Here is a 23,401-nt window from a genome sequence, read left to right as displayed (position 1 = left end):
ATGGACTTCGACGAGTACCGTGCTCATGACGCTACCTCCTTGGCGAAACTGGTTGCTGACAAGCAGGTTTCGGCGGCTGAGCTTCTCGCGGTTGCCCGGGAGCGGGCCGCGGCGGTCAACCCGACGATCAATGCCATCGTGCGCGACGTCCCGGCGTCGCCGTCGGACGATCTGACCGGTCCATTCGCCGGGGTCCCGTTCCTGATCAAGGATCTTGCGCAGGACTATGCGGGGTTGCCCACCTCGGCCGGTTCACGTGCGCAGATGTCGCTGATCGCCCCAGAGCACGCGACGGTCGTACAGCGCTGGCTCGACGCCGGCCTGGTCATTTTCGGCAAGACCAACACACCTGAGTTCGGGGCGAAGGGCATCACCGAGCCGGACGCCTGGGGGCCGACCCGCAACCCCTGGGATCTGTCCCGGTCGCCGGGTGGGAGCTCGGGTGGATCGGCGGCCGCCGTCGCGGCGGGCATCGTGCCCTGCGCCGGCGCCAACGACGGTGGCGGATCGATCCGCATTCCGGCGGGCAGTTGTGGACTCGTCGGGTTGAAGCCGGGTCGCGGGCTGACCCCGTCGGGCCCGGCGACCGCGGAATCCATGCACGGCGCGGCCGTGCAAGGGGTGGTCTCCCGGACGGTTCGTGACACGGCGGGGATGCTCGACGTCCTCAGCGGCGGCGAATCCTGGGGGCCGTACGTGCCCGGCGTGCCCGCTGAGCCGTTCGCGTCCTGTGTGGGTGCAGATCCCGGGAAACTTCGGATCGGGCTGCGGGTTCCGACGGCGATCAACCCGGCGCCCCACCGCGAGGCGTTCGCCGCCGTCGAGGCCACAGCTGCCGTGCTGACAGAACTCGGCCACCATGTCGAGGAACTGCCCCAAGCGCCCTTCGACGACGCCGCGCTCGCTCGTGACTTCCTGTTGACCTGGTTCGTCTACAGCGCATGGGAACTCGCCGAGGCCAAGCGGCTCACCGGCGCGGGCGACGACGGTTTCGAACGTGACACGCTCATCATGGCGGCGATCGGCCGGGCTACGAGCAGTGTCGACTACCTGGACGCGGTGCAGCGGCGCCACGAACACACCCGGCGGCTCAGCACGTACTTCGAGTCCTACGACCTGCTGTTGACGCCCACCCTGGCCACCCTGCCTCCGCGGATCGGGGAGTTCGATCTGCCGGTGATGCTGCAGCACGCCGCGGACGCGCTGATCAAGACCCGAACCGCAAGCATGTTGCGCTACACCAAGATCGTCGACGACATGGTGGACAAGAACTTGGGCTGGGTGCCCTACACGCAGTTGGCGAACATCACCGGCCGCCCGGCGATCTCGCTACCGCTGCACTGGACGGCAGAGGGCCTGCCGCTCGGCGTGCAGTTCGTCGCACCGCTTGCCGGTGAGGCGCTGCTGCTGAAGTTGGGGTCGCAGCTCGAGCAGGCGATGCCGTGGGCCGATCGCGTTGCCGCGGTCTGACCGGTCGCGCCAGGTGAAGCTACTCGGTCAGCCGGGTCGGCGCCGCTTGCCGCCAGGAGTCGAGCAGAATATCGCGGAGCTCTTGCCGATCCTCCAGTTCGGTCAACCGGACCCGCACCCAGGCCGAGGCGGCCTCGTGTTGTGGAACCCAGAATTTGTGCGGTTCGGCGGCGATCAATTCCTCACGGTCAAACCGGGGGCAGCGCACCGCAAATGAGGTCTCGTCGTCGGGTACGGTGACGAACATCTTGCCCGCCACGTCGAAGGTGGGATGGCCCCAGCGTTCCTTCTCGGTGGTCTCGGGGAAGGAGAGTGCGATGCTGCGCACGTCGTCAGCGTCGAGCACGGGGTAGCGGACCTCCGATCGCGCATGGGTTTTCGCTCCGGCAGCCTACCGGGGGCCGTGACGTGACAGACACCTCGGTGCGGTCGCGGTCCGTTCAGTCAAACGTGGTTGGTGAGGCCGAATCGGGACGGACGGATACCGTTGTCGGTGGCCTCGTAGACCGGAACGGCGGTGGCGGGGAGACCAAGGTGACGACAGTGAGTGGTCAGGGTTCGTCAGTGCGACGCCTTGTCTGCCGATGTCTTCTCGGGGAAGAAGTAGTCGGTGACATCGACCGACCGCTTGCGCACGAGAAAGACGGACGCGGCAGCGATCAGGCTTGCGGCGGCCAGTGCATACAGGCCCCAGGTGACCGTACCGGTGGCTTGTTTGATCAGGCCGAAACCGAACGGCGCGACGAATCCGCCCAGATTGCCCAGCGAGTTGATGATCGCGATCGCCGGCGCCAATACCATTGGGTGCATGGAGGATTGGGGGATCGACCAGAACAGCGGACTGGCGCTCTTGAAGCCCATCGCCGCGATGCACAGGAAGAACAGCGCCAGCAACGGCGAGGTGATGGCCGCCAGGTAGGTGCCGGCGGCGGCGGTGAGGAGAGCGAAGATCAGCAGGGGGCGACGCAGTGAGGGGTTGTAGTCGCCGAGGCGTGAGGACAGGTACATCGCGATGACTGCGCTGATCCACGGCAGGCTCGACAGCAGGCCGACGGTGATGTCGTTGAGGCCGTCGATGCGTCGGACGATGGATGGCAGCCAGAAAGTGTTGGCGTAGATGGACAGCTGAATGGCGAAGTAGATCCAGCAGAACAGCAGCAGCTTGGGGTCCGCCAGCATCTTCCAGCGGTTGCCTTTGCCTTCGACGCCGGAAGACTTGGTCTTTTCGGCTTCCTCGGCATCGATCGCGTCGATGAGGGCGTCCTGTTCGGCGCGGGTCAGCCACCGGGCATCGCGGATCTTCGAGTTGAGCATGAAGTACGCGACGATGCCGACGAGCACGGACACCATCCCCTCGATCAGGAACAGCCACTGCCATCCGCGAAGACCGCCCTGGCCGTGCAGTGAGAGGAGAGGCCCAGACAGTGGACCTGAGATGGCCGCGGCGATGGAGGAGCCGGCGATGAACAGCGCTGTTGCCCGTCCGCGATGGCTGTCGGGCAGCCATTTGGCCATGTAGTAAATGACCGCCGGGAAGAAGCCGGCCTCGGCCATGCCCAGCAGGAATCGCAGGACGTAGAACATTTCGGCGCTTTGCACGAACATCATGGCGGCGGACACCAGTCCCCAGCTGATCATGATGCGCGTCAGCCAGATACGGGCGCCGAACTTCTCCATCAGGATGTTGCTGGGAAGCTCGAAGAGCGCGTAGGCCACGAAGAACACGCCTGCGCCGAAACCGTAGGCGGCAGCACCGATACCGACGTCTGCCTCAAGGTATTCCTGTGCGTAACCGATATTGGCGCGGTTGAGCTGGTTGCAGATCAGCATGATGATCAGCAGCGGCACAACGCGGCGGAAGAATTTCGACACCGCCGACTGCAGGTCGGCGGGCGCGGGCTGCGTGATCGACACTTCCGCTCCTTTCGGTCAGCTCCACCGAGATGTGCGGTGGTTGCGGGATACACCGGATGAGTGACCCGCCTCACAGTGGAATGTAAAGGAGCGCATTGATGCATGTCCAAGACCGTCTAGGCATCGACTGATTCAGTCGTAGTATGAATTATGGCTCGGCGAGGTGTTCCGGCCCCCGCCGTGTGTAAGCCATCTCTAGTGGAGATGACTTGTATCTAAAGCAATCGTTGGACTTGATCACCTTTGGCGGGTCAGATGGACGCATGACATTCGTAGGCGCGATCGCCGGCGCCGGATGAATGTCGCAATGCCCCAGAAGAATTCGTTACACCCCGAGGAGCCGTACATGCCCGCCGTTTCGTTTCAGATGACATCGGCGCTCGATCCCGTTGCCGTCATGAGTGTGCTGACCGACTTCGGACCGACACGTCCGCAGCGGTGGCCGACGATCGACGCGGACCATTTCGAGGTGCACGCATCGGGCGACACCTGGGCCGAAGTCACCGAAGGAACCGCGGCGGCGTGGGAGCGCGCCCGCTACGACTGGGATACACACAGTCGGCGCGTCACCGTCGCGACCCACGATTCCAAGGTCTTCGGCCCGGGCGGTGGCTGGGTGTTTCAGCTCACCTCACAAGCCGGCGGTACCCGGATCGACATCGAATTGATCCGCAACCCAACGGGACTCAAGCGCAAGCTGCTGGCCGCTCTGCTACCCATCGTCGCCCCGCGAGCGCTGAAGAAGTCATTCGCAGGTCCGCTGCAGGCTAAGTGATCGACCAGAACTCCAGCAGAGTGCGGATGGTCGCCACCAGGGGCAGCGGCTGGTCGAGCATGGGGTGATGGCCGGCCTCGGCGAGCTCGACGAACGGGCCACGAAGTTGCAGGATCGAACGGATCTGGTCGGCCATCCGGGGCGGAACAACCCCGTGTTCGCAATGCAAATACCCAATGCGGCAAGGGATTCGGGCGAAGGCGTTCTCCAGGATCTCCTCGTCGTCGGGAGTCTCGTCCATCAGCAGACCACCGAAGATGTCTGGATCGAACTTCCACACCCACCCGTCGTCGGTCTTGCGCACGGATTGCACGGCGATGTGGTGACCGATATAGGGCAGTGTCACGTCCTGCTTGGGCACTGCCCGGAATCGGGCCACGATCTCGTCTTCGGTGGGATATCCGGCGGTGTCTCGGCGACGGTTGCGCAGTCGCACCTCCTCGGGTGCACGATCCCGCAACGGCGAATCGATGACCAGGATGCTGTCGATCTGCGCGCCGTAGTGGGTGGCCGCCGAGGCGCCGACCCAGCCGCCCATGCTGTGTCCGAGGATCGTGGGCCGCGCCGATGATCCGGAGGCTGCGGCGGCCGCGAGGACTTCGCGGGCCCAGATCGACAGGGCGTATTCGGTGCGGGTTCCGCTGTCGCCGTGCCCGCTCAGATCGGGTGCGACGACCCGGTGGGTCCGGGCGAAGAACGGGGCGATGTGATCCCACCAGCCGGAATGCGCTCCACCGCCGTGGACGAACACCAGCGGGGGTTTGTCCGGGTCGCCCCAGCTGCGCACGTGGATGGAGCAGCCGTCGACGTCGATGGTCGAGTGCTCTGGGGTCTGTTCCAGTGCGGAGGTGAACCAGGCCGGGGCGTTCGCAAGAGGGTGCGGGGGCGGCGACGGTTCACGGCGGAACATGGGACTCACCTGCTGATTCTGTCTCATGCCCAAACTCCGACCGACACTTGCCTGACGAATTCCGGCAGCCCGAGGTGGCGCCGCCGACGCTCAGGACACCGCGAGGCTGACGCCGAGCGCCACCATCATCACCGCGATGACGCCGTCGAGGATGCGCCAGGTCATCGGGGTGGCGAACAATCCCGCGAGCCGGCGCGCGCCCAGTCCCAGGCCGGTGAACCACAGGGCACTCGCGGCCACCGCGCCTGCACCGAACAGCCACCGCTGTTCCTGGTGTTCGTTGGCCAGCGAGCCGAGCAGCACCACGGTGTCCAGGTACACGTGCGGGTTCAGCCAGGTCAACGCGAGGCAGGTGACCAGCACCTCGGCCAGTCGGGCCGGCGTGCGCTCGGACGGGTTGAGGGTCGAGGGTCGGAAGGCGCGGCGCGCAGCGAGGACGCCATAGCCGATCAGGAAGGCCGCGCCGCCGAACTTCGCCACCGTCATCGCGTCGGGGTGAGCGGTGATCAGCGCGCCGACACCGGCGATGCCCGCGGCGATCAGGATCAGATCGGAGACCGTGCACACTGCGATGACGGCGACGATGTGCTCCCCGCGGATGCCCTGACGCAACACGAAGGCGTTCTGTGCGCCGATCGCGGCGATCAACGCCATGGTGGTGAGGAATCCGACGAGGACGGGTGAAGCCATGCCTCCGAGGCTATGGACGTGCAGTGATCAAGTACAGCTAATGATTCTTTCTATGCATTAGCGATTTTCATGCAGTCCCCTAGCGTGCCAAGCCTCGCCGTCCGGCTGATGGCGGATCCGCCAGGGGTACTCGAAGACCAGCTCGCAATGGCCTATGTCATCAAGGCCTTGCTGTAGCAGCGCACAGACGACAGCGCGATTGATGAGGATCCGCGAACCTGAGTTGCGGATAGGTGTGAGGCTTTCGGCGCGGTGGAACCGCCGGGCCGGACGCTGAGCGTCACCGGCGGGCGGTGCGTGGCGCTCGGGATTGCAGCCGCGCGTTCTCCGAAGCGAGTTCACCGTTGGTCGAGGCCAGCTCGGCGTTGAGGTCCTGCAGCGGCAGAATCTGGGCGATACCGGCGATGTTCACGCCGTCGGCGACCAGCTCGGCGATTCGCTGCAGCCGGTGGAGGTCGTCGTCGCTGTAGCGGCGGGTGCCACCGTCGGTGCGGGCCGGGGTGAGCAGGCCGCGGCGCTCATACAGGCGCAGGGTCTGCGGATCGATCCCGCTGAGCTCGGCGGCGACCGAAATGCCGTAGACGCCGCGCGCCGATCGCGCCAACGAGTCGCCCTCCACAGTTCCGCTCCTACTTCTCTCGGATTCGGTCCACATTCATCCTTGCACAAGCCGGATGCCGGTGCTATAAGAAACTTATGGCAGATGACATAGATCATCTGTAGTTCAGCACAGTGGGTTAGGAGGCAATGATCATGTTGATGCGTACCGATCCGTTCCGCGACTTCGATCGCCTGGCCCAGCAGGTGCTGGGCACCACGGCGCGCCCGGCGGTGATGCCGATGGACGCCTGGCGCGACGGCGACAAGTTCATCGTCGAGTTCGATCTGCCTGGGGTGGATGTGGATTCGCTGAATCTGGATGTCGAGCGCAATGTGCTCACAGTGCACGCTCAACGTCCGGAACTGGATCCCGACCGGGAGATGGTCTCGGCCGAGCGTGCTCGTGGGGTTTTCAGCCGGCAGCTGTTTTTGGGCGAGACGCTGGACACCGATGCGATCGAGGCCAACTACGCCGGTGGGGTGTTGCGGTTGACGATCCCGGTGGCCGAAAAAGCCAAACCGCGGCGTATCGAGGTCACCAGCAACACCGACAAGACCGCCATCAACGCCTGAGGACGAGGCCCGCCGCACGCGGGGCCCGGGACGCCGTATCCGGGAAGGGGGTGAGTGACATGGCGCCCGATATCCAACGCGATACCGACTGGGGCATCAGCCTGCTCGACGAGGCAGCGGCGATCGTGGAGGCCGAATGGATAAGCCTGCGACAGGATGAGGCCCTGTGGGAGCTCGAACTAACCGACCTTTCCGCCGAGGGGTCGGCGCCCCGGGCTCGCCCGCCTTGCGTCGGCGCGCTTACCTGCGCGCGCCGGCGCCCTGGCTCGCCGATGCCCGACGGTCCTCGCCGGTGGTTCGCCCGACCTGGGCTTCCCGTGCCAGTGTGGGCTACCCAGCGCTCCCCTCCGCGCATGCGGGGTCTGCGACTCAAACACGTTGTTGGCCAAGGGAGGTGATAACCCCGCCGATGAACCCTCTACGCCACCGACGCCGGTGTCGCCCACAACTGTGAAGATTGTGGCGTCACCGCGACCGACGCAGGATGTCGGCGCGCGCACGCACCGCCACCACAAGTGGCGCACCGAACGTGGCGCGTACCCGGCGCCGTGGCAATACTCCGGGGCGGCCCAGCGGGCCCGCAGTGAAACCGGACCCGTCGCCCCGGGGGTTCGCCCATTCCGCGTCGGTGCGGGAAACGAACCCCCGCCCCGCACCGGCGTAGACGACCGAAAGTCCATTTGCCGCGGTGGCTCCCGGACTCGCTCGAAGCCCGGGAGCCACCGCCCGACACTGTGAGGTGGCAACTATGGGGTGCGCCCAGCCCGATCCCTACCGGGTGTTGGGCGTGTCACCGACGGCCACACAAGCCGAAATCACCCACGCGTACCGCGCCGGGCTGCGCGCCCAGCACCCCGACACCCGTCCCGCATCGTCTTCACGCATCGCCGACCAGCAGCTTCAACAGCTGCTGGCCGCCTACGCCATGCTGCGTGACCCCACCCGCCGCGCCGACTACGACGGCGTCACGGCCCGCACTGCCACACCAGCACAACCCAACCCCACTGACCCTGCCTCCACGGGCCCCGTTGCGATCCCGGTCAACCACCGGCATACGCCCCCTACCGCAAAGAACCCGGTGCCTCCTTTGCGAGCCGGTCCCGTGCGCCGTCACGGCTAACCCTCCGTCCCGCACAAAAAACGCTAGGACCTGTCGCAATGCGGTGTTACCGTCACGCCGTGACCATGTTCTGCGACGACGATGTGCTCGCCGGGATGCGCTATGCATCCGCGGCGAGTTTGTCGTACGCGGGCACCGAGGGCGCCAAAGGCATTGCCTGGCAGTCGGTCGAGCGCAATGCCCTTTGGCATCGCAGTTGCTTCCGGTCAATACGCCTGCAAAATTCTGTGCGCCCCGGCCGGAAGCGCGGGCCCCAAGAACAATCTCACAAGTCTCTCAACCTCGTCGTTGTCGCTGACAGGAACGTCGCCTGACGTTTCTGTAGTTCGTCTCACCCAATTATGTTGGTGTGCAGCAAGTTACGACAGAAAATGCTCTCGACAATCGCCGGCTCGACGGCGCATGCTGTTTGCGCAGGGCGCACGGATCAACGTCTGTGCCGAATGATGGGAAGCGCGAAATATCGTGCCCCGTAAGACGTTTGAAAACTAAAGAATGTGACACCCGCGCCGTTAGCTGAGTCGGGATAGCACCAGACTCTTAATCTGGAGACGGGGGATCGAAACCCCCACGGCGCACCAATATTTCATGCCGCTGAGGTGTAACCGGTTGTGCACGCCAGTCTTCCAAACTGGTTGGGGGTTCGAACCCCTCCGTTCGTGCCATCGTTCCCGCGGCCACAATCAGAGAGGAGGCACGCGATCATGAAGCGCTTTCATCAACACACGAACCGTCGGCAGGCCGTGACGGTTTACAACGCCGACTACCGCGTGCTGACCCACGTGACCTGGCAGGAGGCGGTACGGTTGCTGCTGCGGGGTTCGGTCTACGTGATCGAGCGCCACAGCCCGGTCGTACACATACACAGCCCCTCGACGGTCATCGAGCTGCCGGTGTCGGTCGCGCTACGTGAGTACATCCACGTGCCGTACCGGCCTGGCGATCGCGCAGCCCGCACCGGGGTGCTGGAACGTGACCGCCACACCTGCGCCTACTGCGGCGGATACGGCGACACGCTGGACCACGTCGTACCTGAGTCGCGTGGGGGTCAGAACACCTGGCTGAATCTTGTCGCCGCGTGCGCGCCGTGCAACGGACGCAAGGGGAATCGCACTCCCGAAGAGGCCGGGATGCGGTTGTTCTGGGAGCCGTACGAGCCACGCGAGCGGGACCGCTACCGCGTGCCGGCGGTTTCGGGAAGTGTGGCAGAACGGTAATGCAGCGGCTTGCTAAGCCGTGGTCGTGGTGACCCCGCGGCTGGGGGTTCGAGTCCCTCCACTTCCGCTGTGGCGGTAGCTCAATCCGGTAGAGCTCCAGGTTGTGATCCTGGTCGTTACGGGTTCGAATCCCGTTCGCCACCCCACCCATGTCCATGCCCCTGTAGCTCAATTGGACAGAGCGTCGTCCTCCGACGGCGAAGGTTGACGGTTCGAATCCGTCCAGGGGCACGGCACAGGATGCCCGCGTAGCTCAAATGGAGAGAGCGCCTGTTTACGAAGCAGGAGGTTGCTGGTTCGAGTCCAGCCGTGGGTGCGCTCAGCCAGATGGGTGTTCGTCACCATTTTTGAACCCGACGGCAGCGATGCCGTCGGAGCGCAGCGGTTACGATGCGTAACTGATGGCAGCGAAAGAGTCCATTTTCCTCACTTGTGGAGCCGGTGCATGAGTTCGCCCGCTTCTGAGGCCAGGGACGATCTCGACGAGATCGATCGCATCCTGCTGACTGCGTTGCAGAAGGACGGTCGCATCGGGTACGCCGAGCTCGGAGAGCTCGTCGGCCTCACCGCGGGCGGCGCGCGCAAGCGGTTCAAGCGCCTTCAGGACCGTGGGATTCTGCAGATCGTCGGTGTCACGGATCCGCTCCGGCTCGGTTATCGCAGTATGGCGATGGTGGGCATCGTTGCCGACGGCGATGTCGAGGCCATCGCTGCAGCTCTCAACGACATCGAGGACGTCATCTACGTGGTCCTCGCGGCGGGGCGTTACGACCTCCTGGTCGAGGTCATCGCCACCGATCAAGCTTCCATGCTCGAAGTGATCAACCAGAAAATTCGCCCCATCCCGGGCGTGGCTCGTGCTGAGACGTTCCCGTACTACGGAATTCGTACGCACCGGTTCGAATGGGGCGTCCGCTAGCTTCCTGACGAATGCGTGCGACCGCGCTCTGCGCTGGTTCTACACGTGTGCGTCAGCGCTGCGCCATGCCAAGACCTGAGCAGTGCGTGGTGAGAAATACGCACTGTTCGCCGCTGCTTAGTGATGTAACATGACCACGAATCCGTAAACGGTCACGATGTAGATCTTGATTGGGGCAGCAGTGGACAACATCGCGGATCAGCGGTGGCGCCTGGTACGTCCGGCCATTGACGTCGAGGCGGCAGCGCAGGTGGTCGCCGAGCACTTCGGCGTGACAGGGCGAATTTCCGAGCTCGGGAGCCAGCAGGACCGCAACTTTCGCGTCGACCCCGAATCGGGAGACGGCCTGCTGTTCAAGGTGAACCACCCATCGGTGCCGGCCGAGGTACTGGAACTGCAGGCTGGGGTGTCGGACCGCCTACGGGCTTCCGGCATCGCGACGCCGGCGGTCCTCTCGACGACGAGCGGGCAGCGATCGATCAGTGTCTCGGCGGCCGACGGGACGCCGGCGCAAGCATGTGCGTTCGAACTCGTCTCAGGGGCTCCGGTCGCAGATTGTGAGCCGCTCACCGGCGTGCTGGCGCAGGAGTTGGGCACACTTGCCGGTCGCACTGTCCGAGCGCTGGATGGTTTTGAGCATCCGGCCGCTGACCGAGAGATCCAATGGGAACTGAGCCGAAGTCTCGAGGTGGTTGAGACTCTGCAGAAAGACCTTCCGCTGCATCTGCGCGACAGATGCCTGCGCGCGGCACGGGAAGCGGCCACGCAACTGGAGGCGTTCGCGCCGGCGCTGCGGCGCCAGGTCATCCACTGCGACCTGACCACCGACAACGTGCTGATGGACGGGCAAGGCGAGCTGTGGGTCGTGGACCTCGGGGACGTGTCGTACTCGTGGCGCGTCGCAGAACTGGCGGTACTGGCGGCCGACGTCCTTGGGCGCACCGGAAGCATGACCATGGTCGGACGCGCCGTTCGTGGTTTCGCCGCGGAGGTTGAACTCACTGATGAGGAGCTCGCTGCGCTTTGGCCCATGATGGTCCTTCGCGGTGCGGTCTTGGTGGTCAGCGGGTGGAGCCAGCTGAGTATCGACCCGGACAACGCTTACGCACAGGAGCGGCTCGAGCACGAGTGGCAGGTGTTCGAGAAAACCCTGGATTACGAACCGGCTCAGGCTACTTCGCACCTGCGACTGGCGGCGGGGCGAGCTCACGTCGCCGGGCACGACTATGCCGAGATTCTGCCGGGAAGCCGCGCAGCGCGCGTGATCGATCTCGGTGTTCGCAGCGAAGCCCTCGACCGCGGGCGGTGGATCGCGCCCGGCGTGGAACGTGAGCTTGTGCGCGAGGCGCTGAACCATGGGCCGGTCGCAGTGATGCGGTTCGGCGAGGCCCGGCTCACCCGGGTATCGCTGGACGTTGGACAGCCGGCACCGGCCCGCGCGCGACGCGTCGAACTCTGGACGCGACCGGGAACGATTGTGAACGCCCCCTTTTCGGGCTCCGTCGTGCAAGACGAGGCCGGGCTCGAACTGGCCGACCGCGGAGTGGTGCTTCGTTTCGAAGGACTTTCACCAGCCGCCCCCAATGGTGACGTACAGGCAGGGGAGCCCATCGGCCAGGTCGCCGCGGATCCGGAAGGCCTTGGCCGGCTCATCATTGCCCGGCGGGTGCGGGACGCCTCCGGTGACGCGACCTTCGCCGGACCCGACGACGAGTACGAGACCGACGGTGCGGCAGACCCGTCGCTCATCCTCGGGGCACCTTCCGTGCCTGACCCGCTCGCAGAACTTCGCGCGGTGCGCACTCGCCGTGATCGGGCCATGGGTGGGGCTGCCGAGCGCTACTATGCCGAGCCACCGCAGATCGAACGAGGCTGGGGTACAAGACTGATCGACACCCAGGGGCGCGCCTACCTGGACATGGTCAACAACGTGACCGCTATCGGCCATTCGCATCCTCGCTTGGCCGACGCGGTGGGTCGACAGCTGAACCTGCTCAATACGAACTCGCGATTCCTGTATCAGGCCTACGCCGACTTCACCGAGAAGCTTCTCGCCTACAGCCCGGACCCGTCCCTGGACACGGTGATCCCGGTGAACAGCGGCTCTGAGGCGATCGACCTCGCCATTCGGCTTGCCCGGGTGGCAACCGGCAGGCGCGACGTGATCGCGACGCGCGAGGGCTACCACGGGTGGACGATGGCCGCGGACGCGGTGAGCACCTCCGCTTTCGACAACCCCAACGCGCTGTCCTCACGGCCTGATTGGGTGCACCTGGTCGATGCCCCGAACGCCTACCGTGGGCCCTTCCGAGGTCCGGACGCCGGCGCTCGATATGCGGCTCAAGTTTTCGACGTCACCGCTGCGCTAGCATCGGAAAACCGTGCCCCGGCGGCATTTATCTGCGAACCCGTGCTCGGCAACGCAGGCGGGGTGATACCGCCGCAGGGCTATCTCGCTGAGGCGTATGCGGTTGTGCGCCGGCACGGCGGGCTTGCCATTGCCGACGAGGTGCAGGTCGGGTATGGCCGACTGGGGGCGGCGTTCTGGGGCTCTCAGATGCAGGGGGTGGTGCCGGACATCATCGCGGTTGCCAAGGCCGCAGGCAACGCTTATCCGATCGGCGCGGTCATCACCCGCCGTGAGATTGTCGACGCCCTGCGCGATGAGGGGATGTTCTTCTCGTCCGCCGCCGGAGCGCCTGCCGGCGCCGTGGCCGGGTCAGCCGTCCTTGACGTCATCAGAGAGGAAGGTCTGCAGGCCAACGCGGCACGGGTCGGCGCTCACCTGCATCAGCGGCTCTCGAAGCTGAGCGAAAAACACCCCATCATCGGTGCGATCCACGGTTGCGGCCTGTACCTCGGAGTGGAACTCGTGCAAGATCGCGAATCCTTGACGCCGGCAACAGCCGAAACCGCTTGGCTCTGTGAGCGACTCCTCGATCTAGGCGTCATCATGCAGGCGACGTCCGAACGACAGAACGTGCTCAAGGTGAAGCCACCGCTCACGTTGACAGTCGAGGATGCGGACGCCTTTGTCAGCGCTGTGGATGTCGCGCTGACCGAACTCAATGCTGGGAGCAGCGCCAGGCTGGTGGCTGAAAAGGACGCCCTGTGAGTGCCTTCGATACGGTCGTTGTGGGTGCCGGGGTAGCGGGCGTCACGGCCGCGAACTTGCTGAGCCGTGCAGGTCAGCGGGTAGTTGTTCTGGAAGCGCGGGACCGGGTCGGTGGGCGGTTGTGGACGGACCGGTCGGCCGGGTTGTGTGTGGATCTGGGTGTCTCTTGGATTCATGGCGTCGACGGGAATCCGTTGACCGATCTGGTCGAGGCGTTCGGCATCGACACCGTCGAGTTCACGGTGGGCGCGTTTCAGCCCGACAGCCGGCCGATCGCGAACTATGACCCGTCGTTCACCCTGTTGAATCCTGTTGCCGCGCAACGATGGGCTGATGACGTTCACGATGTTGACCAGGAGCTGGAGCGCGTCATCGCCTCGTGCGAGCCCGGCCAGAGTTACGCCGCGGTCGCGGCGCAAGCACTTGCCACCCGGGACTGGGATACCGAGCGCAAGCAGAGGGTGTGGGAGTTCTATCGTCACCGCACCGAGGAGCAGTGCGGCGCGCATATCAGCGACGTTGCGGCACACGGCCTCGATGAAGATGTGATCTTCGGTGATGAGGTGGTTTTCCCGGGCGGTTATGACCAGCTGGTGCTGACTTTGGCCCGCGGGCTTGATGTTCGGCTGAACCAGGTCGTGAAGTCGGTGGTGTGGTCGGCCGAAGGGGGGCGCGTGGATACCGCAGCGGCTTCTTTCCAGGGTCGCAATGTGGTGGTGACGGTGCCGTTGGGTGTCCTCAAGAGTGGATCCATCGAATTCGTTCCCGAACTGCCGCCCGAGGTCGCCGGCCCGATCGAGCGGCTCGGTATGGGTGTGTTCGTCAAGGTGTTCATTCAGTTCCCACAGCACTTCTGGCCCAGCGATATCTATGCGATGCGTCAGCAGGGCGCAGGCGGAGACGTGTGGCATTCGTGGTACGACGTGTCGGGTAGCAGTGGGCAGCCGATGCTGTTGACGTTCGCCGGTGGCCCGCGGGGGCGGGAGGTCGAGGCGATGACCGACGAGCAGGTCCTCGCCTCGGCGCTGGCCTCCCTGAGACAGATTTATGGCGACAAGGTTCCGTCCCCGGTGAATCATTGGGTTACCCGGTGGGGCGGCGATCCGTATTCGTTGGGTTCGTATTCCTATGTGGCGGTGGGCGCGTCCCATGAGGACCACGACGCGATGGCGACTCCGGCAGCGGGGGTGGTGCACCTTGCCGGGGAAGCAACCTGGAGCACCGACCCGGCGACAGTGAACGGGGCGTTGCTTTCGGGACATCGGGCAGCGGAACGCATCCTCGGAGAATCGATCGACCTCCGAGAACTCCATCAGCTCGCGCCGAGCAGTTGAGGTGTCCGGCCGGCTTGCAGGGTGTCAACGATTCGACCGAATTCATTACATTGCGTAACCCCGGCCTGGTGGTCGAGCGACCTAAGGTCTGCGTTGTGCACGATGGCCGAGCAAAGGGACCGGCCCGCAATAGCGTCAGTTCGTCTGTAGAGGTTGCTTCATGAGTGTTGTTTTCGAGCGGTTGGTAACTGCCATGTACATCGCGATGACCGCGGCGTTCTTGGGGTTGGCATTCTCGGCTCTTGTCGCGGTCCTGATTGCTTCCGCACCTCTGAAGCTCCTCGCGCTGATCGACCGGCGAGCCTGATCAGTAACCGGCCACGCCGCCATTTCTGGGACACGTCCCAGTTTCTCGATGCGGTGGTGACTGGTTATCGGTCGTTCTCACGTCCAAGCGAATAGGACCAGCAGCGAACGGGCATTGCTACTGCTGGACACCGATACGCGAGGACAGAGGACGGCCCATGACAATTTCAGCTGACGACCTACGACGGCTCCTGGCAACGGACATATCCGACGCCGTGCTGGTCCTGGTTCAGGGTCATACGGACGTGGTGTCTGCGACGCAACTGGAGTCGGACGACTATCGCGGCGCGCTGCGCGTGATCTCCCGGGCCGATCTGATCAGCCGGGCCCACGGAGCGCAAATGTCCGAGGATCAAATGGCCGAGGAGGCGGCGAAGCTGGATTCGACTGTGGCGAATCTCGGTGCCTAGCCGGTAACTCCGCCATTCAGTCATTCCAGCACACACCCGAACACCGGCCCACCAAACGTGGCGCCGTGCCGAATCGTACTGTCGGAGGCGTGTCGATCCGTGAGTTGATCGTGCTCGGTACCGCCAGCCAGGTGCCGACACGGCACCGCAATCACAACGGATATCTGCTGCGCTGGGACGGCGAGGGCTTGCTGTTCGACCCAGGCGAGGGAACTCAACGCCAGCTTCTCCTGGCAGGTGTGTCGGCAAGCGCTGTCACCCGGCTGTGCCTGACCCACTTTCATGGCGACCACTGTCTCGGGGTTCCAGGAGTGCTGCAACGCTTGTCGCTGGACGGGGCGACGCATCCGTTGCACGCCTATTACCCGGCTTCTGGCCAGGAGTACTTCACCCGGCTTCGGCACGCGAGCCTTTTCCACGACACGCTCGACGTGCGCGAGCACCCGATCAGCGCGGACGGCCCGGTCGCCGATGGCGCCTTCGGCCGGCTGGAGGTGCGCGAACTCGATCACTCGGTGCCCTCCATCGGCTACCGCCTCGTTGAGGCTGACGGCCGGCGGATTGTGCCCGAATTGCTGGCGAGTTTCGGGATCGCCGGACCGGCCGTCGGGGCACTGCAGACGACCGGAGCAGCACGGGTCGGCGACCGAGAGGTGCGTCTGTCCGATGTCAGCGAGCCCCGGCGGGGACAGCGCGTCGCCTTCATCATGGACACCCGGTTGTGCGACGCCGCCTTCGCGCTGGCCCAGGACGTCGACATGTTGGTGATCGAGGCGACGTTCCTGCACGCGGACACTGAATTGGCCTCGCGCTACGGACATCTGACCGCGCGGCAGGCCGGCAGAATCGCCGCCGAGAGCAACGTGCGACGGCTGGTGCTGACCCATTTCTCCCAGCGCTACGACGACGCCGGGCATCACCACGACGAAGCAGCCGAAGTGTTCGGCGGTGAGGTGATCACCGCCGAGGACTTGGCCAGGATCCCGCTTCCCAAGCGGGCATGAGGTCGACGGCGGTAACGGCGTGCTGACATGAAGTTGATATGAAGTCCGCGACAGTCGCCGTTCTCGTCCGCCAAAATGTCTTTGTGACGATGACGGACGAGGACCAGGTCGTCCGCCTGACTCGTCAGCAAGAGGTCCGGCAGGCTCGCTACTACCGGGGGCTTCTGAAGGCGCAGCGGGCTGAGATCGACGCGGATTTGGCCCGTGACTGCGAACTGCTGGTCAGGCATTCGGCAGATGATCGCAACCGGCGTCGGATGCCACGCCTACACGAAGCCGTCAGACTCAAGCGCCGGGAGCAGTACCAGATTGATTGTCTACTGGAATCTTTGAACAGGAGGTTCTTCCGGCCGCAGCCGATGCCACTGCCGGACCATCGGTTCGCCATCGAGATCCAACCCAGGCGACACGGCTACCGGGTGCGGATTCCTGAACTGGACCAAGCCGTCACCGTCGCCAGCCGCGACGACGCAGAGATGACCGCCCGCGAGCACATCGCGGTGAACATCAATACCGAAATCAGCCGGATCGCCGTTCACGTCGCCCCAGAGTGCGACGCCACGCAGTCCCGGTGAGCTCTACTGCACCGCCGGTCCTCAGTCGGGTGGGACCGGCAGATTGTCACACAGTGTCCGGTAGTCGAGGCCAGAGGAGATCCAGTCTTTCCATTGCTGGTGGGTCATGTTCGCGGAAAGCTTGTCGCACAACATCTTCGAGGTTCCGCTGGCTGGTGAGATCCGAATCGTATCGTCCCAGCTGGCGCTGGCGACACGCGTGCCGTCGGGGCTGAACGCCACCCCGAAGATGATGTCGGTGTGCCCCGTCAACTGTCCGACCGGCTGGCGGGCGTTGACGTCCCACACCCGGACCGTGCGATAGCCGGCGGTGGCCAGCAAGGTGCCATCCGGGCTGAACGCGACGTCGTTGGCGTTGATCGCATGGCCGCGCAACGGATCACCCGCCGGTTGCCGGGATTCGACGTCCCAGAGCCGCACCGTTTGGTCGGCGCTGGCGCTGGCCAACAACTTTCCGTCCGGGCTGAACGCGACGCCCATGACGTCGTTGGTGTGTCCCTTCAGCTCGGCGACAGGTTGCCCGCCGTCGACCTCCCACAATCGCACCGTGTCGTCAGCACTGGCGCTGGCCAGCAAGTTTCCGTCCGGGCTGAATGCCACGGAAAACACCGAATCGGCGTGGCCCACCAGTGGAGCACCCAGCGGACGACCGGTATCGGCGTCCCACAACTGGATGGTCCGGTCTGCGCTCCCAGACGCGATGCGCTTGCCGTCGGGGCTGTATGCCACGGCGAACACGGCGTCGGTATGGCCGGTCAGCGGAGTTCCGATCGGATTCCCCGTATCCGCATCCCAGAGTCGCACAACTGATTCCGGGTACGCGCTGCCGCTGGCCAACCGGTGACCGTCAGGACTGAACGCGACATCCAGAACTGTTTCTGTGTGGCCGGTCAGGGGAATGCCCAACTGCTTACCCGAGTCGGCGTCCCACAGCCGGATCGTGTGGTCGGTGCTGGCAGAGGCGATGCGCTTGCCGTCGGGACTGAAGGTAACCCGATTGACGTCGTCGGTGTGACCTGTCAGCGGTAGTCCCGCGGTGGGGTTCCACAGTCGCAACGTGCCGTCGGTGCTCGCGGTGGCCAGCATTCGTCCATCAGGACTGAACTGCATGCCCCGCACCGCGTCGGTGTGTCCGACGAGCGGGGGGCCAAGGGGCTGGCCGGTTTTGGCGTCCCACACCTGAACCTTGTTGTCGACGGATCCGCTGGCCAACAACCGCCCATCCGGACTGTAGGCAACCAGGCCGACCGGCTCGGTGTGTCCGTGCCACGGCGTGCCGACGGTTGTTCCGGTGTCGGCATCCCACACCTGAACGGTTTGCTCATAGGTGCCGGCGGCCAATCGGTGCCCGTCCGGGCTGAACACCACGTCGAGCACGGCCCCTTGCCGGCCGTCCAAGGGCGGTCCGACTTGTTGGCCCGTGTCGGCGTTCCACAACCGGATGGTGTGGTCGTCGCTTGCGCTGGCCAGTCGTTTGCCGTCGGGGCTGAAGACGACGGTGTTCACGCTGGCGCTGTGGCCAGTCAGCGGGCCGCCTATCGGTTTGCCGGTCTCTGTGTCCCGCAGCCGGATGGTGTGGTCTTGGCCGGCGCTGGCCAGTCGTTTGCCGTCAGGGCTGAAGACGACGTTGTTCACCGGTTCTGTGTGACCGCTCAGCAGGCCTCCGAGGATCTTCCGCGTGCCCGTATCCCAGAGCAGCACCGTGTGGTCCTTGCTCGCGGTGGCCAAGCGGGCGCCGTCCGGGCTGTAAGCCAGTCCAGCGACCGAATCGCCGTGTCCCTGAAGAGGTTCGCCATCCGGTTGGCCGCTGCGCGCATCGAAGCTGCGAACCGAGTTGCCCTCGCCGACGGAGACGCGGCTGCCATCGGGGCTGAACGCCAGGCCCCACAGCGGGGCGCCCACGTCGATGATCTTGACGGTGGTGACTCGTTGCGTCGCCGCCTCGAGCAACCCGCCTGCCACCGCGTTCGGAGCCAGAGCGTGACCGGCGAGCAATTCCTGGAACGCTCGGATGTCGCCTCCGGGCCTGGTCTGCGCCAGCATGCCGCCGGCCTCATTCAGAATCCGGGCGGCGATGGCCTCCCGCGCCGTCGACTGGGCCTCGGCCCGCTGTGCCCGTGCTTGAACGAAACCCACCACGGCGGTCGCGGCGGTGATGCACAACACCGCGATGACGGCAGCGACCCGCATGATGGTGCCATGGCGGCGCCGTTGATCTGACCGGATGCTGGCCTCCAGGAATTCATGGCCCTCACGGTTGAGATCCACTCGCGTATCGAGTCGTCGGCGACCGCGCCACCACCGCGGCGAACCGAGGAGGCGTGCACCGGTGTCGACGGCGGCTTTCGTCAGCTGTCCGCCTTGCAGCAGGGCACGCTCGTCGCGTCCGCCCGCCACCCAGTCGCTGGCCGCGTTCTCCACCACCCGGCGGGCACGCAGCGCGGTGACCTCGGCCTCGATCTCGTCGGCAAGAGGCGCCCAATTCGCCAGGAATGCCTCGTGCGCCACCGTGATGAACGTCGTCTCGCCGACCCGCTCGGTGGACAACAGCCGCCGCGTGATGAACGGCTCGAGGTGCGCCGCCGTGGTCGGTGAGAAGTCGTCGAACGACACATGCCGCTTCGTCGGCCTGCCGTCCTCGTCGATCGTGACCAGTGCCAGCAACGCGGCGATCACCTCGTCGCGCGAGGCGCCGGCCTTCGCGACGGCCTCGTCCAATGCGGCGTCGGCCTGGCGGCGCAACGCGCCCTGCACCCCGCCGATGGCCACGTACCGCTGATGGGTCAACGTGTCGCCGCGTTGCGCACCGTCGGCGAGCTGTTCGAGGGTGAACGCCAGTAACGGCAACGCATCGCCACTGGCGGTGTCCGCGACGAGCTGCGTCACCAGGTCGGGTTCGAACCCGAGCCCGGCGACCTTGGCGGGCCCCTCGATCACCGACCGCAGGGCGGCGAGATCCAGCGGACGCACCTGATGCGTCACCAGAGCCAATGTGGACAGCTGTGCGTCCCGGGTGATGGCGTCCAGGAACTCCGGCCGCAGCGTGGCCAGTACCTGAACCGGTCCGCCCAGCGCCGGCTCGATGGTGTCCAGAAACTCCGCCCGGTCGTCAGGTTCGGTTTGGGTGAGCAACTCCTCGAATTGGTCGATGACGATGAGGAGCTTGCATTGGGTATCGCAATCCGCGGCGATCAAGATGTCGGTGGCCAACGATTTCAGGCCGCCGCTCGCCAATTGGGTGCGCATCGACGTCAGGTCGATGCCGATCTTGTGTTCTCGGGCGAGGGCGGCCAGTGCCCGCGCGAGAGACCCCATGGGATCGGAACCGGGCATCATCGGCGGCACCGACAGCCATAGCCGTTCGGTGGCGAGCCGGGGTAGCAGCCCGGCCCGAACCAAGGACGACTTTCCGCAACCGGAGGGCCCCACCACCGCCAGAATGCTCGCCGTCGCACGCTCGGGCGAGCGGAGCCGCTGCGCCAATTGCGTGACCTCACCGACCCTTCCGAAGAACACCAGATGTTCCCCGAGGTCGAACGAACGCAGACCTGGATACGGCGACTTACCGTCGGGCCAGCCACGTCCGCCGCCACCATCGATCACGCGCAACCTCGACCGCAGGCTTTCCCTTACTTCCAACGGGTCTCGCGTCGCGTCGAGGTGCTGTGTGCTCTTGAGCAATCGGTCGGGCAACTCTCCCGAAGACGCCCGCACGGGCAACAACTCAGAACCGAGTGCCCGGGCGGCACCGATCTCGGCGGCACACCACACCGATGACAGGTACGCCGGCGTCACGACACAGACGACGGCGTCGGCCCACCGGAGGCGTTCGTACAGTCGGGTTTCCCATTCGTCACCGACGGGGATGCCGTCACGGCGATCGTGATCGAGGAACACGGCGTGCCCGTCCTCGCGCATCCAGCCGTGAATGCGGTCTGTCCACTCGCTGTCGCTCGCTGCGCTCGAATGGCTTATGAAGATGTTCGCCACCGCACCCTCCTGACGACGATCTCCCTTCGACAGGACGCTACGACCGCACGCGTCCGGCGACACGGGTAGTCGACTACCCGAATGTGCGGGGGTGACCGGGTAGATGGCCTGGCCAATTCGAGTAGCCGACTACTCACGCCCCCTCGGGAACAGGCGAGCACCGTAGGCATATGGAAAGCAGTCGATTCGATGCGGCTATGCCGCCGGGCGTAGATGATTCACCGGCCGCCGACCAGCATCCCGCCGCACCGCGGTCGGCGTGGACGACGCCAAACCGCGCCAACCTGGTGCGCGTCCTGCTCGGTCTTGTGACAGTCGTTGCCGTAGGCGTGGCGGCGGCGTTCGGCTGGGCGTTCAAGGTCCAGCGCGACGATGCTGCGGCCCAGTTCCGCGACGCGACTGCCGCGCGGCTATACGCGGAGGCACAGCTCGACCTCGACGGTATGACCACCGGGAACACCAACGATGTGGTGGCCATGCAGAAGTTGCTGGCCGCCAAGGTGATTGGCGCCGGCCTCGACGGGGACGATTACCTCCGGGTCGCGCAGCAGCGTGAGCGCGACACGCTCAAACTGATCGACACCTCGTCGCAGGTCGTGTCTGTGGCGTTCAGCCCGGACGGCAAGAGGATCGCCTCGGGTGGTGCGGATGCGACGGTGCGGTTGTGGGATACCGAAACTGGCCAGCCGATCGGTGCTCCCATGCGCGGCCACAACAAGATGGTGATCGGCCTCGCGTTCAGCCCCGACGGCAGCCGGATCGCATCCGGCAGCCCCGACGCGACCCTGCGTATGTGGGATGCCGATACCGGGCAACCGATCGGCCAGCCCCTGCGCAGCGACGGCGGCGTTACCCGTGTGGCGTTCAGCCCGGACGGCAAGAGAATCGCCTCGGGAGGTTCGGATGCGACGGTGCGGTTGTGGGATGCCGGCACCGGGCGGCCGATCGGTGCGCCGATGCGCGGTCACGAAGCGGCGGTCATGAGCGTGGCGTTCAGCCCCGACGGTCGTCAGATCGCGTCGGCCGGCTTCGACGACACGGTGCGGTTGTGGGATGCCGGCACGGGGCAACCGGTCGGGGCGCCGATGCGCGGTCACGAAGCGGCGGTCATGAGCGTGGCGTTCAGCCCCGACGGCAGCCGGATCGCGTCAAGCGGCGCCGACAAGACCATCCGGATGTGGGAGGTGGCCGACGGAAAGCCGGCCGGAGTACCGCTGCGGTCGGAAGCTGCGGTGCCCGCCCTGGCGTTCAGCCCGGACGGCAGCCGGTTGGCTGCCGGTTGCAGCGACAACACCATTCGGTTGTGGGATCCGGCGACGGGCAGCGTTGTGGGTACCCTCACCGGACATCGCGCCACGGTCGAGACGGTCGCGTTCAGCCCCGACGGGCTGAGACTGGCCTCCGGCGCCGGCGACCGCACATTGCGCATCTGGGATGCCGGCAGCGGACAGCCGTTGGTAGGGCATCAAGACATGGTCAACTCGGTGAGATTCTCCGACGACGGCCGGCAGATCCGGTCCGGCGGTCGCGATCGGACGGCGCGCGTGTGGGACGTTGCCACCAGGCGAGAAATCGGCCAGGTCAAGCGCGTCGACGATCCCGACGTCGAGTCGTTGTACTGGGTGGGAGACCACCGATTGCTGTCCACCGGGGCCACCAACCTGCGGCTCTGGGACGCCGACAACGCGAAACCTGTCGGGGATCCCCTGGCCATGCCCGATGACCAGATGCTGCAGAGCGCTTCGTGGATTGCTACTCCGCCTCGCATCGCCATGCGAGTGGCGCGCAACGGCATTCAGGTTTTCGACGAGAACATGACTCCGGTGGGTGCGCCGATCTGGCCGGGAGGCTTCCTCGGCTTCTACTTCAGCCCGGACGGCAAGACACTGGCGACCACAGGCGCGGAATCGACCATTACCTTCTGGGACGTCGAAACCGGCAAGAGCCGTGGCCAGGTCAAGGCCTCCGGCTTGGTCATCACTGCCGAATTCAGTCCCGACGGTGCCCACCTGGCGGCGGGGACCCAGGGCGGCACCGACAACACTCAGAGTGCGGTGTGGCTGTGGGACACCGCGACCTCCCAACCTGTCGGGGAGCCCATACCGGTCACGTCGCCGGCAACGACCATGCAGTTCAGTTGGAGCGGAGCACTGCTCGCGGTCGGGAGTGGCGACGGCACCGTTCGGCTGTGGGATGTGAACACCCGCGAGCAGCTCGGTGCCCCGTTGACCGGACACCGGTCGATGGTGCTGGCCACGGCCTTCAGCCCGGACGACACGACCTTGGCCACGGCAAGTATGGACAACACGCTGCGGATGTGGACGGTGCCCACGGGATCGCCGGATGCATTGTGCGCGAAGATCACCCACAACATGAGTCACGAGCAGTGGAACGAGTGGGTCTCGCCCGAACTCGACTACATCGAGGCGTGTCCGGGACAGCCGATCGCCGCTGATGGTGAATCTCGCTGAAACAACGG

General features: G+C 65.5%; 20 protein-coding genes and 5 tRNA genes. 19 read left to right on the top strand and 6 right to left on the bottom strand.

Features of this window, described 5'->3' with window-relative positions; genetic code table 11:
* Window positions 1–1,470 carry an amidase gene (locus tag BN2156_RS18485; RefSeq protein ID WP_090516446.1) on the top strand — a complete coding sequence of 490 codons (1,470 nt, stop codon included), beginning with the start codon at window positions 1–3 and terminating at the stop codon, window positions 1,468–1,470.
* A 19-nt stretch (window positions 1,471–1,489) separates the two neighbouring features.
* Here the strand turns inward: BN2156_RS18485 and BN2156_RS18480 are convergent, their stop codons facing one another.
* Window positions 1,490–1,816 (bottom strand): MmcQ/YjbR family DNA-binding protein, encoded by a 327-nt coding sequence (locus tag BN2156_RS18480; RefSeq protein WP_090516445.1) that lies wholly within the window; start codon window positions 1,814–1,816, stop codon window positions 1,490–1,492.
* A 215-nt stretch (window positions 1,817–2,031) separates the two neighbouring features.
* Window positions 2,032–3,378, bottom strand: a complete 1,347-nt coding sequence (locus BN2156_RS18475; RefSeq protein ID WP_407661742.1) for an MFS transporter — start codon at window positions 3,376–3,378, stop codon at window positions 2,032–2,034.
* 352 nt (window positions 3,379–3,730) lie between these two features.
* Between BN2156_RS18475 and BN2156_RS18470 the strand changes: the two genes are divergently transcribed.
* Window positions 3,731–4,159 carry a hypothetical protein gene (locus tag BN2156_RS18470; protein WP_090516444.1) on the top strand — a complete coding sequence of 143 codons (429 nt, stop codon included), beginning with the start codon at window positions 3,731–3,733 and terminating at the stop codon, window positions 4,157–4,159.
* Here BN2156_RS18470 and BN2156_RS18465 read toward each other — a convergent pair.
* From BN2156_RS18465 to BN2156_RS18455, 3 genes are all read right to left on the bottom strand, one after another.
* Entirely contained in the window at window positions 4,152–5,069 is a 918-nt protein-coding gene (locus BN2156_RS18465) for an alpha/beta fold hydrolase (RefSeq protein ID WP_235625471.1), read from the bottom strand. The two genes, BN2156_RS18470 and BN2156_RS18465, sit on opposite strands and share 8 nt — an antisense overlap.
* 90 nt (window positions 5,070–5,159) lie before the next feature.
* Window positions 5,160–5,759: an L-lysine exporter gene (lysE, locus tag BN2156_RS18460; RefSeq protein WP_090516442.1), complete on the bottom strand. Its 600-nt coding sequence runs from the start codon at window positions 5,757–5,759 to the stop codon at window positions 5,160–5,162.
* 280 nt (window positions 5,760–6,039) lie between these two features.
* Window positions 6,040–6,378, bottom strand: a complete 339-nt coding sequence (locus tag BN2156_RS18455; RefSeq protein ID WP_235625403.1) for a MerR family transcriptional regulator — start codon at window positions 6,376–6,378, stop codon at window positions 6,040–6,042.
* A 134-nt stretch (window positions 6,379–6,512) separates the two neighbouring features.
* Here BN2156_RS18455 and BN2156_RS18450 point away from each other — a divergent pair, with 134 nt between their 5' ends.
* The 16 genes from BN2156_RS18450 (at window position 6,513) to BN2156_RS18380 (ending at window position 16,932) form a co-directional block, all read left to right on the top strand.
* Window positions 6,513–6,932 carry an Hsp20/alpha crystallin family protein gene (locus BN2156_RS18450; RefSeq protein ID WP_090517474.1) on the top strand — a complete coding sequence of 140 codons (420 nt, stop codon included), beginning with the start codon at window positions 6,513–6,515 and terminating at the stop codon, window positions 6,930–6,932.
* Between the two features lie 748 nt (window positions 6,933–7,680).
* Window positions 7,681–8,052, top strand: coding sequence for a J domain-containing protein (locus BN2156_RS18445; protein ID WP_090516440.1), 372 nt, complete (start codon window positions 7,681–7,683; stop codon window positions 8,050–8,052).
* Between the two features lie 59 nt (window positions 8,053–8,111).
* Entirely contained in the window at window positions 8,112–8,366 is a 255-nt protein-coding gene (locus BN2156_RS30575) for a hypothetical protein (protein ID WP_131725178.1), read from the top strand.
* 192 nt (window positions 8,367–8,558) lie between these two features.
* Window positions 8,559–8,633, top strand: a tRNA-Lys gene (locus tag BN2156_RS18440).
* 123 nt (window positions 8,634–8,756) lie between these two features.
* Window positions 8,757–9,269 carry an HNH endonuclease gene (locus BN2156_RS18430; RefSeq protein ID WP_090516439.1) on the top strand — a complete coding sequence of 171 codons (513 nt, stop codon included), beginning with the start codon at window positions 8,757–8,759 and terminating at the stop codon, window positions 9,267–9,269.
* A tRNA-Ser gene (locus BN2156_RS18425) sits at window positions 9,249–9,336 on the top strand. Before BN2156_RS18430 ends, BN2156_RS18425 begins: the two co-directional genes overlap by 21 nt.
* Before the next feature lie 2 nt (window positions 9,337–9,338).
* A tRNA-His gene (locus BN2156_RS18420) sits at window positions 9,339–9,415 on the top strand.
* An 11-nt stretch (window positions 9,416–9,426) separates the two neighbouring features.
* A tRNA-Arg gene (locus BN2156_RS18415) sits at window positions 9,427–9,500 on the top strand.
* Between the two features lie 11 nt (window positions 9,501–9,511).
* Window positions 9,512–9,585 (top strand) — tRNA-Arg (locus tag BN2156_RS18410).
* A gap of 129 nt (window positions 9,586–9,714) precedes the next feature.
* On the top strand, window positions 9,715–10,188 hold the full coding sequence (locus BN2156_RS18405) for an Lrp/AsnC family transcriptional regulator (RefSeq protein WP_090516438.1): 474 nt from the start codon (window positions 9,715–9,717) through the stop codon (window positions 10,186–10,188).
* Window positions 10,189–10,369: 181 nt separating this feature from the next.
* Window positions 10,370–13,303 carry an aminotransferase gene (locus tag BN2156_RS18400; protein WP_264035161.1) on the top strand — a complete coding sequence of 978 codons (2,934 nt, stop codon included), beginning with the start codon at window positions 10,370–10,372 and terminating at the stop codon, window positions 13,301–13,303.
* Window positions 13,300–14,637: a flavin monoamine oxidase family protein gene (locus BN2156_RS18395; RefSeq protein ID WP_090516437.1), complete on the top strand. Its 1,338-nt coding sequence runs from the start codon at window positions 13,300–13,302 to the stop codon at window positions 14,635–14,637. The genes BN2156_RS18400 and BN2156_RS18395 overlap by 4 nt, the downstream gene beginning before the upstream one ends.
* Window positions 14,638–14,797: 160 nt before the next feature.
* Window positions 14,798–14,944: a hypothetical protein gene (locus tag BN2156_RS30730; protein WP_159402853.1), complete on the top strand. Its 147-nt coding sequence runs from the start codon at window positions 14,798–14,800 to the stop codon at window positions 14,942–14,944.
* 157 nt (window positions 14,945–15,101) lie between these two features.
* The gene (locus tag BN2156_RS18390; protein ID WP_090516436.1) at window positions 15,102–15,353 is read left to right on the top strand and encodes a hypothetical protein; all 252 of its coding nucleotides are present in this window, start codon (window positions 15,102–15,104) and stop codon (window positions 15,351–15,353) included.
* A gap of 89 nt (window positions 15,354–15,442) precedes the next feature.
* The gene (locus BN2156_RS18385) at window positions 15,443–16,357 is read left to right on the top strand and encodes a ribonuclease Z (RefSeq protein ID WP_090516435.1); all 915 of its coding nucleotides are present in this window, start codon (window positions 15,443–15,445) and stop codon (window positions 16,355–16,357) included.
* Between the two features lie 38 nt (window positions 16,358–16,395).
* Window positions 16,396–16,932, top strand: coding sequence for a hypothetical protein (locus BN2156_RS18380; protein WP_090516434.1), 537 nt, complete (start codon window positions 16,396–16,398; stop codon window positions 16,930–16,932).
* 21 nt (window positions 16,933–16,953) lie between these two features.
* Here BN2156_RS18380 and BN2156_RS18375 read toward each other — a convergent pair whose 3' ends face one another.
* Window positions 16,954–20,922 carry an nSTAND1 domain-containing NTPase gene (locus tag BN2156_RS18375; protein WP_090516433.1) on the bottom strand — a complete coding sequence of 1,323 codons (3,969 nt, stop codon included), beginning with the start codon at window positions 20,920–20,922 and terminating at the stop codon, window positions 16,954–16,956.
* Window positions 20,923–21,092: 170 nt separating this feature from the next.
* On the opposite strand from BN2156_RS18375, the gene BN2156_RS18370 reads away from it, so the two are divergent.
* Complete coding sequence (locus BN2156_RS18370; protein WP_090516432.1) at window positions 21,093–23,393, top strand: WD40 repeat domain-containing protein; 2,301 nt, start codon at window positions 21,093–21,095, stop codon at window positions 23,391–23,393.
* Window positions 23,394–23,401 lie beyond the last annotated feature (8 nt).

This window comes from Mycolicibacterium neworleansense (assembly GCF_001245615.1).
Classification (GTDB): domain Bacteria; phylum Actinomycetota; class Actinomycetes; order Mycobacteriales; family Mycobacteriaceae; genus Mycobacterium; species Mycobacterium neworleansense.
The sequence above is the reverse complement of the archived record's forward strand: the minus strand, read 5'-3'. Positions and strand labels throughout refer to the sequence as shown.